The 16124-nt window shown below is 39.1% G+C and carries 14 protein-coding genes and 1 pseudogene; 2 read left to right on the forward strand and 13 right to left on the reverse strand.

Annotation, left to right across the window (positions count from 1 at the left end):
- Nucleotides 1–13: 13 nt before the first annotated feature.
- From filE to filA, 6 genes are all read right to left on the reverse strand, one after another.
- Nucleotides 14–1195 (reverse strand): putative pilus assembly protein FilE, encoded by a 1182-nt coding sequence (gene filE, locus CAP51_RS08460; RefSeq protein WP_087620298.1) that lies wholly within the window; start codon nt 1193–1195, stop codon nt 14–16.
- A gap of 5 nt (nt 1196–1200) precedes the next feature.
- Nucleotides 1201–2865, reverse strand: a complete 1665-nt coding sequence (gene filD, locus CAP51_RS08465) for a putative pilus system OmpP1/FadL family transporter FilD (protein ID WP_087620299.1) — start codon at nt 2863–2865, stop codon at nt 1201–1203.
- A gap of 10 nt (nt 2866–2875) precedes the next feature.
- Nucleotides 2876–4048, reverse strand: coding sequence for a putative pilus system protein FilC (gene filC / locus CAP51_RS08470; protein ID WP_087620440.1), 1173 nt, complete (start codon nt 4046–4048; stop codon nt 2876–2878).
- A gap of 39 nt (nt 4049–4087) precedes the next feature.
- Nucleotides 4088–4924 (reverse strand): putative pilus system C39 family peptidase FilB, encoded by an 837-nt coding sequence (gene filB, locus CAP51_RS08475; RefSeq protein ID WP_087620300.1) that lies wholly within the window; start codon nt 4922–4924, stop codon nt 4088–4090.
- 185 nt (nt 4925–5109) lie between these two features.
- Nucleotides 5110–6102 carry a DUF6160 family protein gene (locus tag CAP51_RS08480; protein WP_140404419.1) on the reverse strand — a complete coding sequence of 331 codons (993 nt, stop codon included), beginning with the start codon at nt 6100–6102 and terminating at the stop codon, nt 5110–5112.
- 376 nt (nt 6103–6478) lie between these two features.
- Entirely contained in the window at nt 6479–7354 is an 876-nt protein-coding gene (gene filA / locus CAP51_RS08485) for a putative pilus system protein FilA (RefSeq protein WP_087620302.1), read from the reverse strand.
- A 251-nt stretch (nt 7355–7605) separates the two neighbouring features.
- On the opposite strand from filA, the gene pabB reads away from it, so the two are divergent.
- Nucleotides 7606–8937 (forward strand): aminodeoxychorismate synthase component I, encoded by a 1332-nt coding sequence (pabB, locus tag CAP51_RS08490; RefSeq protein ID WP_425426779.1) that lies wholly within the window; start codon nt 7606–7608, stop codon nt 8935–8937.
- 48 nt (nt 8938–8985) lie between these two features.
- Here the strand turns inward: pabB and hisC are convergent, their stop codons facing one another.
- The 7 genes from hisC to CAP51_RS08525 all read right to left on the reverse strand — a co-directional run bounded on the left by hisC (nt 8986) and on the right by CAP51_RS08525 (nt 15744).
- Nucleotides 8986–10071: a histidinol-phosphate transaminase gene (gene hisC / locus CAP51_RS08495; protein ID WP_087620303.1), complete on the reverse strand. Its 1086-nt coding sequence runs from the start codon at nt 10069–10071 to the stop codon at nt 8986–8988.
- A gap of 69 nt (nt 10072–10140) precedes the next feature.
- Nucleotides 10141–11442: a histidinol dehydrogenase gene (hisD, locus tag CAP51_RS08500; RefSeq protein ID WP_171294756.1), complete on the reverse strand. Its 1302-nt coding sequence runs from the start codon at nt 11440–11442 to the stop codon at nt 10141–10143.
- Nucleotides 11443–11518: 76 nt separating this feature from the next.
- The gene (gene hisG / locus CAP51_RS08505; protein ID WP_087620305.1) at nt 11519–12190 is read right to left on the reverse strand and encodes an ATP phosphoribosyltransferase; all 672 of its coding nucleotides are present in this window, start codon (nt 12188–12190) and stop codon (nt 11519–11521) included.
- A 3-nt stretch (nt 12191–12193) separates the two neighbouring features.
- A complete protein-coding gene (gene murA / locus CAP51_RS08510) occupies nt 12194–13456 on the reverse strand; it encodes a UDP-N-acetylglucosamine 1-carboxyvinyltransferase (RefSeq protein WP_087620306.1) in 1263 nt (420 codons plus the stop codon).
- A gap of 6 nt (nt 13457–13462) precedes the next feature.
- Nucleotides 13463–13714, reverse strand: coding sequence for a BolA family iron metabolism protein IbaG (gene ibaG / locus CAP51_RS08515; protein WP_087620307.1), 252 nt, complete (start codon nt 13712–13714; stop codon nt 13463–13465).
- Between the two features lie 130 nt (nt 13715–13844).
- A complete protein-coding gene (hpf, locus tag CAP51_RS08520) occupies nt 13845–14162 on the reverse strand; it encodes a ribosome hibernation-promoting factor, HPF/YfiA family (RefSeq protein WP_087620442.1) in 318 nt (105 codons plus the stop codon).
- A gap of 142 nt (nt 14163–14304) precedes the next feature.
- Entirely contained in the window at nt 14305–15744 is a 1440-nt protein-coding gene (locus tag CAP51_RS08525; RefSeq protein ID WP_087620308.1) for an RNA polymerase factor sigma-54, read from the reverse strand.
- Between the two features lie 248 nt (nt 15745–15992).
- Here CAP51_RS08525 and CAP51_RS17455 point away from each other — a divergent pair.
- A pseudogene (locus CAP51_RS17455) lies at nt 15993–16085 on the forward strand (hypothetical protein); the annotation flags it as partial.
- Between the last annotated feature and the right edge of the window lie 39 nt (nt 16086–16124).

A 16124-nucleotide genomic window follows, 5' to 3' on the forward strand; every position in this document is an offset into this window, starting at 1 on the left:
TACTCATAAAAGCTTACTTTAAAACAGTGAGTTTGATTTGTCCCTGATTACTCAACGTCAATGTCGGCACATCCACTGCTTGCTCAAGTGCAGTCAACAACACAAATTTGCTCTCATTCGGTACATGTATAATACCTTCGATAGATTCATTTTGTAACATTGTTGATGGATAAGCTGTGGAGAAAAAGGCACTGGCACCTTCGATTAAACAACCATTACGATCCAAGAAAATTGCCATAGGCCAATAATAAGAAGGATGATCAACATGGCTACCATAGGAGGTGATTTTAAAATTCTGGATCCCTTCCTCCAATGCAACCAATTGATAATCAAATTGATCATGAAAAGGTGCACGTGGCCATAATGACAATGGTCGATTAATCAATAATTTTTTAGATTTTGTTTGAGCTTTTTGATCCACACATTGAATCGGTAAAGCCTGAGAGAGTTCATCCTTGGATAAAACCTTATAATTGACGCCCAAAGCGACAGGGATATTCGCTATTTTCTGCGTCTTTACATCGGATTGAAACAAGGACATATCTGCACCTTTCTCCCGCTCCAGTACATCCCAGCTTGCCCCACCAGCAACATTCGGAATTTGATAGAATCTTTTTTTGTTATCTAAATTGAATTCTTTAGACTCCAGATATTCAGATTCATAATATTTTTCACCATCGATAATATGGTACGGTAGATCACTTGCTTCTTGTTTGCTGGGCGGTACAGTATTAACGACATGAGATTCATCTGGATTAGATATTATCTTGACCTGCTGTGATGTATTAGAATCTGACTGCATCTTCTGAGCAGGTGCTGGATCAGGCATTTGAACTTTTACTGCTTTTGATTCCACAAGCGGTTTCTCAATTACTGTTGTAACTAGTGTGGTAGAAATATTGCTTTCTGGAAGGAGAACTTTTTCATTGTTTGGAATAACCTTTACTTCGGTTTTCTCTTTTTTAGACTTAAAGAAAGAAAAAAAACCTTCTTTAGATGCGTCCTGATCAACTTTATCTTCTTTAGCTTTTTTCTCTTCTTTAGCCTTTGGCATTGCCTCGATCGGACGTGGCACAATCATTGGACGACCATCAGGACCAATAATTGTTACCATATCAGGTTGTTGGGCAATACCCGACTGCACCAGCAATAAACTGATAAATAAACAACAGAATGGAAACTTATTACGCATCATACTGTTTACCATCTTGTCCGATAAGTAAGCCCTAAAAGATGTACTTTCAGGTTGGTTTTAATGTCCAGTCCAGCATAAGGATTGTAAATTACATTATTAACGCCCGTCTGATTGGCAAGCGTACTGGTATTAGCTGGAATACTGTCTTTACTTCGCAATTGTGCAATGGTTAGATCAATATCTGTATCCTCATCAAAACGATAAGTCAAACCCAACCCAAATAACTGTGCATTATTCAGTGGAATCATTGGATTACGCTTATTGTCTGGAATGGCGGAAGATCGTGGCTCGTAACCTGCCCGAAGTTGCAGGCGATCTGTTGCATCATATTGTAAGCCAATCCCCCATGCCCATGCAGACTGAAATCCCACGGGTAAGGTCAGAGAATTATCAGTAATATTATTGGTTAATAATTTTGCAATTTTCAGGACACTAACGGAGCGGTCAAACTCCATTTTGAATTGATTCCATTTTTTATAATCTGTCCAACTTACATCAAAATTCACTTGCAAATCAGGCATAATTTTATATTTAATCCCAGCCTGAAAATGCTGAGGATACTCCAGATCCATGGCAACCAGTCCACTTTCTTTTCCCGGAATATAACTCGGAAAGCCTAAGATTGCCGATAAAATTTGTCCTGTCACAGAAGAGTTCAACGCCGAAACCAGATCACGGGCACCATCTCCCGGTTGAATGCTATATTTACCCTTGAGCCGCATTTTACTATTGCTTTGATAGACCATACCAAAGCCAAACTCATCAGTAGGTTCCCACAATATACCTAAGTTATAGGTAGGTGAAATACTCTGCTCCATGGAAACATTTATTTTTGCCAATTGATCAAATGGTCCCAACGAATTCTCTGCATTACACATACCAAATAACAAAAGATCCGTTACGATATTGCCATTTTCCAGAAATGGTGCACAAACATCTTCATGAATTAAACGTAAAACACCGACCAATTCATTCGGTGCACGCATATTTGTATTCAGTGCAAGTGCCTGATAGGAAAGCCCAACAGAAGCACCAATAGAAAGGTTATCATTAATTTTATATGCAGCAGATGGCGACAAATAAGTAACGCGTTCAATCGCAATTTGTTGTCCCATATAATTTCCAGCATTACCATCTTCTGCACCAAATCCTGCAATCAATGGTGCATATACCGCATTGGCATAAGTAATTTTGGAACCTGGTGGGCGATATGCGGCACCCACTGTCGGTGCAATAACTGGCATTCCCTCACCAAGATCAACCATTTTTTTCAATATCGGTACATAAAGGGAAGGATATTCAACATCTCCTCTGACTGTGCCCTTAAAATCCGTACAAAGGCTGGACGGATTGGTCGGTTCATCATTACAAACCAATGGATCATCAGAATAACCAAAAACATTATAACCCGCAGGTGCAGACCACTCTCTTTGCACATCAAAATGAGCCACAATACCTTGTAAATCCACCTGCAAGCCATCAATTTTGGTCAAACCTGCCGGATTAAAATGTACCGCAGAGACACCGGGCGGATCAGCTGTAACAGCATTCCCTAACGATAAGGATTTCAAATCAACAGATAAATTCTGCCCCAGACGTGCAAAGCTGCTGGTAGATAAGCCTGTTAATATTAAAGCGACAATAAGCGGTCGTAATTGGAGTGCGTTCATGATTCACTCCTTAGCGTGTATTACGCCCAAAGCCTAGGAAATCCAGAGGGAACGATAGACCTAAGCTAACATCCGGTGCGTCCTCTGTTAAACCAATTCCGACCGAACCATTAACAATCGTTTTTGGCGAAACCCTCACCCCCAATGAAATGCCTAGAGTGGCACTACTTTGATCTGCTGGTTTTGATGTCTCACCACTGGTAAAACGAAACTCTGAAGCCGTATTAAAACTTTGTTGATACGACATGGTCATCGATACATCATAATTAAAAGAATAGGCAAAACCAAAAGCAAAACCGCCACTAACACCTGGATCAAATGAATCAAGAACACGAGAACCACGTAACTGATTTAAACCAGTTTCTTCAAATCCATAATTTGCTGAAACAGAAGCAAATAAGACAACAGGGTCAATATATTTGCGGGTACTTGCACCGGCACCAACAGAATAATAGCCCTTACCTGTCGATAAATCTGTCATCGCATTTACTTCATAAGGACTATCACCTGTTTTTGTTGAAACATTACCAAATAAAATCAGAGGTAATCGTCCCTGTTTTAAAGGAAATGGTTCCCAGCGTGCACCAAAGGAAATATCTCCCAATCCCGCAGTTGACGTATCTTTAATATTATCAGTTTTGGCAACCAACGGTACGGAGGCAGTAAGTGTCAGATTATCCAATACCCCATATTGTACTGTAAAGGTATTGGTTAGATTATGATTGGCATTGTCCTCAATACGTAATCGTGTAAGGGTTGAACTACTACTGTCTAGGGCTAAATCCAGTTGAGTATCGCGATAATATGTATAATCCAAATCATAAGTGCCCGAATACGAACCCTTTTTCAATAGGGAATATTGACGTTCCGATGCAGTAAAGACCTCTTCCAGATTATCCTTTTGTGTTGCATCACCTTCTTGCTGTTGTAAAGCTTCAGATGCACTTGAAGCAACATTCATTGATGGTGTTTCTTCAGCGACCTGCTTATTTTCAGGATCTTGATAGCTGGAACTTAGCGTACTTTCTTCTGGACTCACTACTGAAGGGGCTACATCTACAGCCACACGATCAGCTTCAGAAATTTCACTTTCTGTTACTCGATCCTCTGCATAGACCTGTCCTGCAAATGCTAATCCTATACTCAATCCTAAAGCTGTTCGATTCATCCATTTAATCTCGATCATCTGCGATACCTTTTCAATAATTTTTATTTACTACAATCACTTACGCTTATAATACATACGCATATATGTATCTATTGGCTTACCATAGTTAGTGGAATTGGGATCTGCATCTAGTACCCTACGCATTGTTGCAGCATTATCTGCCAATTTTTCAAATTTATGCTCCGGATATTGCAAATCGACAAAAGCAAACTTATTGACTGTTGCATCATCGACATGACGCATATCATTTTCACTTAATACCAGTACATTATTAGGCTTTTGATACTCTGCCAACTCAACCATGAATAACGTATTATTGTCCCAAATTTCGGCAAAGCGATCAGCATTAAAGCTGATATTACCCAACGCAGGATCTGCGACATAGATCCGGCCTTCGGCGTAACCTTTATACACTACAAAATGTTTAAAACCGGCATATGCAATAGGCACAATAACTGGTTTATCCAATGCAATAAGATCTTTAAGTTCAGCCCGATAACCACCACTTGAGTAACCAAGCGCTGTGACAAAACGTTTCATATCAAGCAGTGAAAAACTACGTCGTTCGATAATTCGTGCATACTCGCCATAACGTAACAAGCCATCCATGGTTTGTTTTTCTGTCAGATTAGTGCCTGCATAACCATTTAATAGCGTAGTTAATGCTGCCGAACCACAACTATAGTCATAGGCTTGCTTGACAATACCTCGAAATTGATCGACAGCTGCGGGGGTAATTTGCACTGATTCACGATGATTGCGGGTATAACTATTTTGCCGGCCATCCAGAACTTCTGTGTAATACACAGTACCAGCAGGTTGATCTGCAACCTCAAATGCATCGGTTGCAAAATGGTAAATCAATGCAGAACCTAACGTAATAAGCAACATAGAAACTCTTTTTTTGTTTTAGGCAACTCTAAACGCGTCACCAAGTCCTGTGTTTATGCGACCATTCACTGGTGCACTGTCCCTTAAATTAATTACAAGATACCTTTTTTCTAGAATAAAAACACTAATTTTTTTACTATTTGCATGCAATTTACAAATTGAATCACACAATAAGTATTAAAAAATTACATTCCACGTATTGTTGCTTTAAAGTCGCTCACTGCAACACCATTAAGACCAAAATTACCCATTGATCCATTATTCAGATTATTAAATTGAGAAATCGTAGCACTTCCCTTATTTCCCATAATGACATTACTGATATTCAGATCAAATTTATCCATCGTACCATCAGCCCCGATTAAAAAACCCTGATCATCAATATCACCATAAAAACCGCTAAACCCACCAGCGCCATCATGATCATAGAGACGCAAACCTGTAGTTTGATTCGCTGCTGATAATTTAAAGCCAAATTTTAAACTTGATCCATCAACGCTATGAACCTGAATTGGATTACTTCCATCATCATTATTCCCAGTAACACACATTGCATTATTTGCCACACACAACAGGGTACCGCTACTAAATTTTAATAAATGTCCCTGATCCTCATGACCAAACTGTACATTAAATCCAACGATCTCACCTGATTTAAATACAACATCCACTCCCTGCTCACCAATCTGTAAAATCTCCCTAATATTGGTACGAACACTATTCGTTGTGCTCGCATCAACCTTTCTGGCAGTAAAAATCTCACCTCTCCCTGGAGCGAGATAAACAGAGAACGGGTTAATTCGAATCCTGCTTAAATCTGATGGTAAAGATATATTAATATTGGCTGTGGCCTGATCTGCCGTATTTGCACCTGCATCAATATTAATAGAAATTGGTTGTTGCGTAACAGTACCGGATGCAGTAAAGAAACGTACACCTTGAGTCGAAGTATTTGTGGTAGGTGCAATAACCAATGAGGCCGCCTGATTTCTATCAGTTGTACCATCGGTATCAACTAAGTTGACCTGATTAAAGCTTAAAGTTGAGTCCGGAAGCTGAATATCTATCGAAACACCATCCTGCGCAGTGACTTGTGTCATTGCAGCATCATCCATTGCCTGCATTGCCCATCCTGTCGAGGAGGATAATATAAAAAACAATATCGCTATTTTTTTCATCTTCGAGCATCCTAACTCTATTTTCTCATTCAATGATATCTTGACCATCCCGGCGAATCATTGACCTAGCTGTCTCTGAATATAATTAATTTTGCATACAATTAAAATAGTTTTGCGACGTATTGCACAATATATTTGTAATTTAAATTACTCTTATACGTAATATTTTCATATAAAGCATATCTATATCGGCTTGATCGATGAAAAATATTATTTCTCAAGATGCTTTTGATGGATGGTGAGCCATATATGGCGCAAAGCGTTCGCGAATATGACCATTAACATAGAATTTTGAACACGTTCATATTTGCGAACATCATCGCCTCATACAAATAAAAACTGCCCCAAGTATGGAGCAGTTTTTATTAAGATCAAATTACTTACCAGAAACGCGAATACCCATACCTGTAGTACTTAAACCCAATACTTCAACATCACCAATTTTAGGCCCAGCTACATCACCTAAGCCAAGACGTGTAATGATAATATCTTTTTTGGTCGTAGAGTTATCTTTGATGATTAGACCAGTCGCATCAATATCAATATCAGAATTAAGGCCTAAACTTGTTACACCACTATCAGTAATTTTAAGTGTACCAATATTTAAACTTCCTGCTGTCTCAGTACCACCATTCGCTATTGGGGCCCCATTATCATCATTAAGAGCTAAATTGGAAATTGTAATACCATTTGCAATTGTTCCAGTTAACTTAATCATTGCACCTTGTTCTTCATGCCCCAATTGAACATTGAGAGTTGTACCACCAAGCGCAATATTCATTGTATCCAAAATTTTGGTATTTGTTCCTACTAAAGAATCTGCTGTACCATAATCAGCGGCACTACCTGAAGAACCTTGGACACCAATATCACCAGTATCAATACTGAAAGAAGACGGCAAAGTGATTGCAACATTTAAAGTTGCTGCGTTACTTCCATTCTTACCTGCATCAATATCCACCCCAATAGTTGTACCTGCACCTAAGTTAACTTTAACTTGATTAGCACTATCAAAGTGATTACCTAAAGTAATTGCACCAGCCGTTGCAGTACCAAAACCATCGGTATCATGGACGTTGACTTTATCAATGGTAATAGAACCAGAAGTTGGAGCAGAAATTTGGATTGAAATACCATCCTGACCCGTAGTTGCACTTAATGTTTCATCATCCAATGCTTGCAATTGAGATGCCATAGCATTGGCACTGATCGCCATCGCAGAAACCAAAGCAATTTTTGTAAATAATTTCATTACATACTCTCCTAGAGTGTTTTTTTACTTCCCAAAAACTCGAATTCTATAAATATCCATGTTTGTTGTTTTAGATAATTATAGATAACGAATTATCATTCCTGTGACGCTAAAGTTACAATAGGCACACAATTTAATCAAGCTTTTACAAAGCTGTTTTGGCATAACCCGATAAACGGTATTTTTTGCAAATTACCGAAACAAAGGTAAACTATCTATCTCCTTTTAAGTTGATACTGTTTGTCGTGATTATTGATATTTTTCAGTTAGATAAATCCATATCTTTTACTCAGTTAAAGCCCCTTCTATTACAAAAATTTGGCTTTGTCTTTTTACAAGATCAGAATCAGCCTTTTTTTGCAATTTATCCAAAATACTTGCACATTCTAGATCAAGACAAAATCTTCTATCGACAGGCAGATTTTGATTATGTAGAACAAACACAGACACAATTGCTCCAAATGAACTTTTATGATAATCAGATAAATTCAGCAGATTTATCCTTTCAAGGTGGATATATTGCGTTTATCTCTTATGATTATGCCGCGCAACAACACATTGAACAACAACATCCCATTCAGCAACCTACTGCAATTGTTGGAGAATATGATATTTTTATCAAATGGGTTGATCATCAATGGGTACTGTTTGCAGAAAAGAATTTAATCGATCATCCAGCAATTCAAAATTTAATTCATGAACTGCAACATTGTCAGGAAATCAAACCAGCTATTCCTTTCAAACTTAAAAAAAATATGCAGCCACGCTGGTCCAAAACCGAATATGATCAGGCTTTTCAACATGTGCAGGACTATTTATATGCTGGAGACTGTTATCAAATTAATTTAACCCAAGAGTTTTGCGGCGAGGTTATATCAGGAGGTTTATCTGCTTTAGTCTCCGACCTAATGCACTTGAGTCAAGCTCCTTTTGCCGGTTATATTCAATTTGAAAACTTTGAATTACTCAGCTGCTCACCAGAGTTATTTATTGAATTCCAGCCCAATCGTATCTTAAAAACTCGCCCAATTAAGGGAACCTTGCCCCGACATCAAGATCCAGAGCAGGATCAGCAATTAAAACAGCAATTGGCAAATTCAGAAAAAGATCAGGCAGAAAATTTAATGATTGTCGATTTATTGCGTAACGATTTAAGTGTTTATGCACAGACTGGGTCAGTAAAGGTTCCCTGCCTGTTTGAAATTGAAAGTTTTGCACAAGTCCATCATATGGTGAGCGAGATTCAGGCAAAGTTAAAAGATGATGTCAATGTTTTGGAGGTTTTGTTGTCTGCCCTGCCCGGCGGTTCGATTACCGGCGCACCGAAAATACGTGCCATGCAAATTATTGATGAAATTGAAGGCAATGCACGAGGTGCATATTGTGGTAGCTTGGGTTATTTTAATTATGATGGAACCGGACGCTTTAATATCCTAATTCGTAGCATTCAACGCTATGGAGATCAATTAAGTGTCTGGGCTGGTGGTGGAATCACTGTTGCATCACAAGTCGATGCCGAATATCAAGAATGTATGGACAAGGTTTCAGCTTTACTGGATTTTTTAAATCAATATAGCGAATAAAATAAAGCATAGTTCCCATGATTCAAAAACTATGCTTTGTCATATGTATTACAGAATCTGTTTTAAACTGTCAATCAAACGCTGATTTTGTTCAAGCGTGCCAATGGTAATCCGTAAAAACTGATCAATACGTGGACGATTAAAATGTCGCACAATCACACCCTGTTCGCGTAAACCTTTGGCAAGATCAATCGCTTGATGTTGCGGATGTGTGGCAAAAACAAAGTTAGCTTTGGACGGTAAAATCTCAAAACCTAATTGCTGCATCTTGGCAACCAGTTGCTTACGATTGGCAATCACTTTTTCACATTGCTGTTCAAAATAAGATTGATCATCAAAAGAAGCTACTGCGGCAGCAATGGCAAAGCGATCTATCGGATAGGAATTAAAACTATTTTTTACTGCTTCAAGTGCAGCAATCAAATGCGCTTGAGCAATCGCATAACCGACACGCAAACCGGCCAGTGAACGCGATTTTGAGGTGGTTTGACAGACCACCAGATTGTCATATTGATTGACAAGACTTACCGCAGATTCTGCACCAAAATCGACATAAGCCTCATCGATCACCACAACGGAATCAGCATTTTGTTCTAGCAATTGTTTAATTTGATCTAAAGTAATTGCCCGTCCTGTAGGCGCATTCGGATTTGCCAAAATAACACCGCCATTTGGCTGATGATAATCGGCAATATTAATCTCAAACGTTTTGGTCAATGGCACTTCAATCGTAGTTAAAGCAAAAAACTGGCTATAAACAGGATAAAAACTATAACTAATGTCAGGATACAATAAAGGTTTATCTTGCACAAAAAATGCTTTAAAAATATGTGCCAGAACTTCATCGGAACCATTACCGACAAATACCTGTGAAAGCTCCACATGTTGTTGTCTGGCAATCGCCTGTTTTAACAGCGTGGCATCAGGATCAGGATAAAGTTTTAATACATCTGCCTGATCGGCTAAAACTGATTGGACAGCTTCCACAACTTTTGCCGAAGGTGGATAAGGATTTTCATTGGTATTGAGTTTCAGTAAATTCTGAATTTTTGGTTGTTCACCTGGCACATAGGGCTCAAGCTCACGCACCTGCGGACTCCAGAAACGCTTTTGCTGTTCGGTAAAGGTAGTCATTTTTAGATTCTCTTATGCCAACATTAAGCCCTCTCCGAACGGAGAGGAAATGTCTGAAATGATTTTGAATTATTGATAACGATAACGTGCTGAACGGGCATGGGCATCCAGGTTTTCCTGTTGTGCCAGAATATCCGCTGTTTTTGCCAGAGATTTTACACCTTGCTCGGAACACATGATCAAACTGGTTCGTTTTTGAAAATCATACACTCCTAATGGTGATGAAAAACGCGCAGTTCCCGATGTCGGTAAAACATGGTTCGGTCCAGCACAATAATCCCCAATCGCTTCTGGCGTATAACGTCCCATAAAAATCGCACCGGCATGACGGATTTCCTGACTCATCTGCTCTGCATCATCAAGACATAGCTCAAGATGTTCGGGTGCAACCTGATTAATTAAGGCAATCGCTTCATCACGATCTTTCACCAGAACCAAAGCACCACGATTGGCAATTGATGTACGGGCAATCTCTGCTTTAGGTAAATTGGCCAGATGTTCTTCTACGGCTTCTGCTACAGCGTTCAATAATTGCTCATCAGGCGTAATAAAAATCGCTTGTGCTACCGTATCATGCTCAGCTTGTGATAACACATCCATCGCCAGCCATTTGGCATTATTTTCGCCTTCGGCATAGACTAGAATTTCTGACGGACCGGCAATCATGTCAATCCCGACCTGACCAAACACAGCGCGTTTTGCCGCAGCAACAAAACGATTCCCTGGTCCAGTGATTTTATCAACCTGAGGAATCGTTTCCGTACCATAGGCCAATGCCGCCACAGCTTGTGCACCACCAATGGTAAAAACACGATGTACACCCGCTAGATAAGCAGCCGCCAAAACCAGTGGATTTAATTCACCATTCGGTGCAGGTACCACCATGATAATTTCCTGTACACCTGCAACGTGGGCAGGCACAGCATTCATCAATACAGAAGAAGGATAAGATGCCAAACCACCTGGTACATAAATCCCAACCCGATCCAGCGGCGTAATTTTTTGTCCGAGTGTATTGCCTAAAGCATCAACATAGGTCCAGCCGTCCTGTTTTTGTGCCTCATGGAAGGACCGAATACGATTGGCAGCCATTTCCAATGCTTGTCGCACTTCATCATCTAAGCCATCAAAAGCAGCTTTTAACTGGGTCTGGGTTAATTCCAGATCGGAAAAATGTTGGGCTGGATGTCGATCAAACTTTTGGGTTAACGCCAAAACATGTTTATCACCATCGGCACGAACATCAGCAATTATTTGATCAACTGTTTTTAACAGTTCCGGATCATTGACAGTTTCGAAGGCTAACAGGTCGGCAAATTGCTGTTTAAAGTTTTGATCTTGAGTTGACAAACGGCGCATCAATCTTTCCACACGTTGACATAAAAAATATATTTTACATTTTTTCTATGCACTTGTGGTGATTGATACACTGTTTCTTGATGGATTTTTACTTTTGTCTTGATTGGACAGCCTGTTCTAGATCCGACAAAATAGGTTGTAATAAATGTTGCTTACGTTTATAACTGGCTTTATTAACAATTAAACGCGAAGAAACTTTACAGATTTCTTCCAGTGGTTCCAGACCGTTAGCACGTAAAGTATTACCCGTATCAACCACATCGACAATATAATGTCCCAAGCCGACCAGCGGTGCGAGTTCCATTGAACCGTACAGTTTAATCACATCAACTTGCTCACCACGACTGGCATAGTATTGACGAGTTAAATTGACATATTTGGTGGCAATCCGCAGACGGCCTTGAGGTTTAACCATACCGACCTTGCCGGCAGTCATTAATTTACAGTTGGCAATTTTCAGATCGAGTGGTTCATAAACATTTTCAGATCCATATTCCATCAATACATCTTTACCCGCCACACCGAAATCGGCTGCACCATTTTCTACATAAGTAGGCACATCACTGGCCCGTAAAATCAAAATGCGTACATTCGGATTTGTGGTCAGAAAGATCAGCTTGCGCGATTTGTCTGGATCTTCCAGTAATTCAATGCCTGCTTCTGCCAACAATGGTAAAGTTTCTTTTAAAATCCGACCTTTACTTAATGCCAAAGTTAAACCGTGATCAAAGTTACCCATGATCGAATCATCTTGTTGCATGATCTATTCGCCTTTGATTCTTTGAATATCGGCACCTAATGCCTGTAATTTTGCTTCTATATTTTCATAACCACGGTCAATATGATAAATACGATCAACCATAGTTTCCCCTTCGGCAGCCAATGCGGCAATCACCAAAGAAAATGAAGCACGTAAATCAGTTGCCATGACCGGAGCACCCTGTAATTTTTCGACACCCGTCACAACTGCATCATTACCTTCAACCTGAATATTGGCACCTAAACGACACAATTCAGGGACATGCATAAAACGGTTTTCAAAAATGGTTTCCGATACTGTCGCAAAGCCACGACCTATCGAATTAACTGCCATAAGTTGCGCCTGCATATCCGTTGGAAAATCCGGATGAGGTAAGGTCCGAAAACTAACTGCTTTGGGACGTTTGCCCTGCATATCCAGTTCGATCCAGTCTTCACCTCGGGTTACTTCGGCACCCATTTCCTCGAATTTTTCCAGTACAGATTCCATCAGGTTAGGATCGGTATGTGTGGTTTTGATTTTACCACCGGTAATTGCCGCCGCTGCCAAATAAGAACCTGTTTCAATACGATCTGCAACCACACGATATTTACAGCCATGTAACTGCTCAACACCTGTCACAGTTAAGGTATGTGTTTCTAATCCTTCAATTTTGGCACCCATTTTAATTAATAAGTTGGCCAAATCAGTAATTTCAGGTTCACATGCTGCATTGCGAATAATCGTGGTGCCTTCAGCCAAAACAGCCGCCATCAGGATATTTTCGGTGCCACCTACAGTGACCATGTCAAACACTACTTCGCCACCTTTGAGACGACCATCTACTGTCGCATTGACATAGCCTGCTTCGACTTCAATGTTTGCACCCAATGCTTCCAATGCTTTTAAATGCTGATCGACAGGACGGGAACCAATCGCACAACCACCTGGTAACGATACTTTGGCCTGACCATAACGTGCCAATAAAGGACCGAGAACCAAAATAGAAGCTCGCATGGTTTTAACCAGATCGTATGGCGCAAATTGATTATCTAAAGTGCTACTATCAACCTTAACTGTATCACCTTCATAGGAGATTGTGATACCTAGACCCGCAATCAGCTTGATTAGGGTATTCACATCCTTAAGATTAGGCACATTGGTAATAGTGATCGGTTCATCAGTTAAAATTGTCGCAGCCAGTAACGGTAATACCGCATTCTTTGCCCCAGAAATTTTAACTTCGCCATTTAAAACATTACCACCACGAATTAAAAATTTATCCATGCAATCTTATGCTCCAAACATACTAGCTTTGCGCCATTCTTCCGGAGTCATTGCACGTATGCTCACTGCATGGACTGCACCAGAGGCTATATATTCATTCAAGGGTGCATATACGGCTTGTTGACGAGCCACAGTTCTTTTACCTTCAAACTCAGAATTTACAATACGAAGATCAAATTTTCCTGCCTCACCTGTAACATGTATTTCGGCTTGCGGAAAGGCTTGCTGTAATATTTGTGAAAGCTGTTCACTATTCATTGCTGTGGTCTCTAAATCATTTAAGTCTGCGACTAAAGCCGATTAGTTTACTATAACTTTGATTCAGACTACAAAAACTCTATGAAAATAAATAAGGGCGACACTGTCACCCTTATTTATCCCACAAAAACTATGCTGCAACTTTAAGCGATTTATATCTGGCCAATTGACGGCGTAATTTTTCTGATAATAGAGTAATGGCCTGATACATATCATCGGCAGATGCCTGAGCAAAAAGCTCTTTACCTGGCAATCTTAAAATTACCTCGGCATTATGATTGTCCTGACCTTTATGGCTACGTGATGTTAAGCGATGATCTTTTTGTAATTTGACCTGCATACTACACACTTGATCGATATGCTTGGTTAGTTTTTCAAATTGTGCTTTTATCTTATCTTCAATTGCAGGTGTGATTGCTAAATGATGTCCACGGATTGTTATATGCATAATACCACCTCCCATGATGTATTCATCAAACATGATCAAATGGCAAAAGATACAATGATCCCAGCAAATTCATTTAACCATGTTTAACTCCTATTGATTGAATGTACCAAAAGTACTCTTCTAAATAATCACAGTTAAAACTTTAAATCAAGACTTTTCGATCAGAAGATGCAGGAATATTTAAAGACTCACGATATTTCGCCACAGTACGACGCGCCACATCAATTCCTTCTTCTTGTAAAAGTTTTGCAATTGCATTGTCAGATAAAGGTTTTTTAGGGTTTTCTACTGCAATCAATTTTTTAATCATAGCGCGAATCGCCGTTGAGGAACACTCTCCTCCACTAGAAGTACCGACATGACTAGAAAAGAAATATTTCAATTCAAATAAACCACGCGGTGTCAGAATATATTTGTTGGTCGTAACACGAGAAACTGTTGATTCATGCAACTCAACCTCATCAGCAACATCACGTAAAACCAAAGGTTTCATGCCCTCAGCACCAATCTCAAAGAAATTACGCTGATGTTCTACGATACAAGTCGCCACTTTTAATAAGGTCTTATGCCGCTCATCAATGCTTTTAATAAAGTTTTTCGCTTCCAGCATTTGATTTTTTAAATATTGATTGTCCGCACTTTGATCAGCACGTTTGATCATACCCGCATAATAAGGATTAATACGTAATTTTGGTAAAACATCCGGATTTAAAAACACTTGCCAACGTTCATTCTTCTTTTGCAATATCACATCCGGTGTTTGATATTCCTGTTCTTTTTCCTGATATTTTGCACCAGGCGCTGGATCAAATGACTTCAATAAAGCCATTGCCTGCTTTAATTGCTCCAGACTTAACTGAGTTTGTTTCATCAAACGATTCACATCATTGGTTAATAACAAACTCGCATGTTCCAGTAATTTTTTTGTATTTTCTTTTAAAGTTAAATTTTGGTCATAACTTTCAAGTTGTATGGATAAACATTCAACCAGATTTCGCGTAGCCACACCGACAGGATCAAGACGTTGAATATATTTTAGCACCACCATGACTTCGTCTAATTCAACTTCTTCCTGAATATCAGCCTGTTCAAGTAGATGTTGGGCTGCAAATAAAATTTCCTCGATTTCACAATCCAGATAACCACTTTCATCAAGCGAATCAACAATACAATATGCAATAATTTGCTCAACTTCGGACAAATGCAATAAATTAATTTGCCATAGTAAATGATCTGATAAACTTACTGATGATGAACGATTATCTTCTCTTTCTTCGTATTCAGGCGTTGCCAACGCAGTAGACTGATTGGTATAAATTTCATCCCAATTGGTATCTACAGGTAAATCATCAGGAAGATTATCATTCTTAAATTCATCTTGGGTGGACTGATCGATTTGTTCTTCCTTCTCAACCGAAGAAAAATCATCGTCAACTTTTTCTAATAATGGATTACTATCCAATTGAATTTGAACTTCTTGCTCCAACTCGAGAGAAGAAAGCTGTAAAAGTTTAATGGCTTGCTGTAACTGAGGCGTAAGCGACAAAGTATTGGCTACTTTTAAACCTACAGATAACTTCATAAATTTACTCTACACAAGAAAAAACTAATAGCAAATATCATGCCTACTTCAATAATATCTACAATAATATATAAATGCAACGTGCTAGAAAAGAATTTTAATTGTTATGTTAATACATTAATCTACTATAGCATCTATAACCATATAATACTTATCAGTTATTTATAATACTTTCTTTAAAAAACCAAATCCTCACGAAGAAACTAATACGAAATTTTACTTCTTAAGCTACACAAGGTAAAACTTTTTTATCCGATTTATTAGCACAGCCTTATTATCACCCGACGTTGGAAGAAGGCCTAAGAACTGCATTTAAGCATGCACGCCGGCAACTCTCTTAATAAAACGCGAATTTAAGCGCAGACTAAAAAAAACCCCCA

Source organism: Acinetobacter populi (genome assembly GCF_002174125.1).
Taxonomy (GTDB): domain Bacteria; phylum Pseudomonadota; class Gammaproteobacteria; order Pseudomonadales; family Moraxellaceae; genus Acinetobacter; species Acinetobacter populi.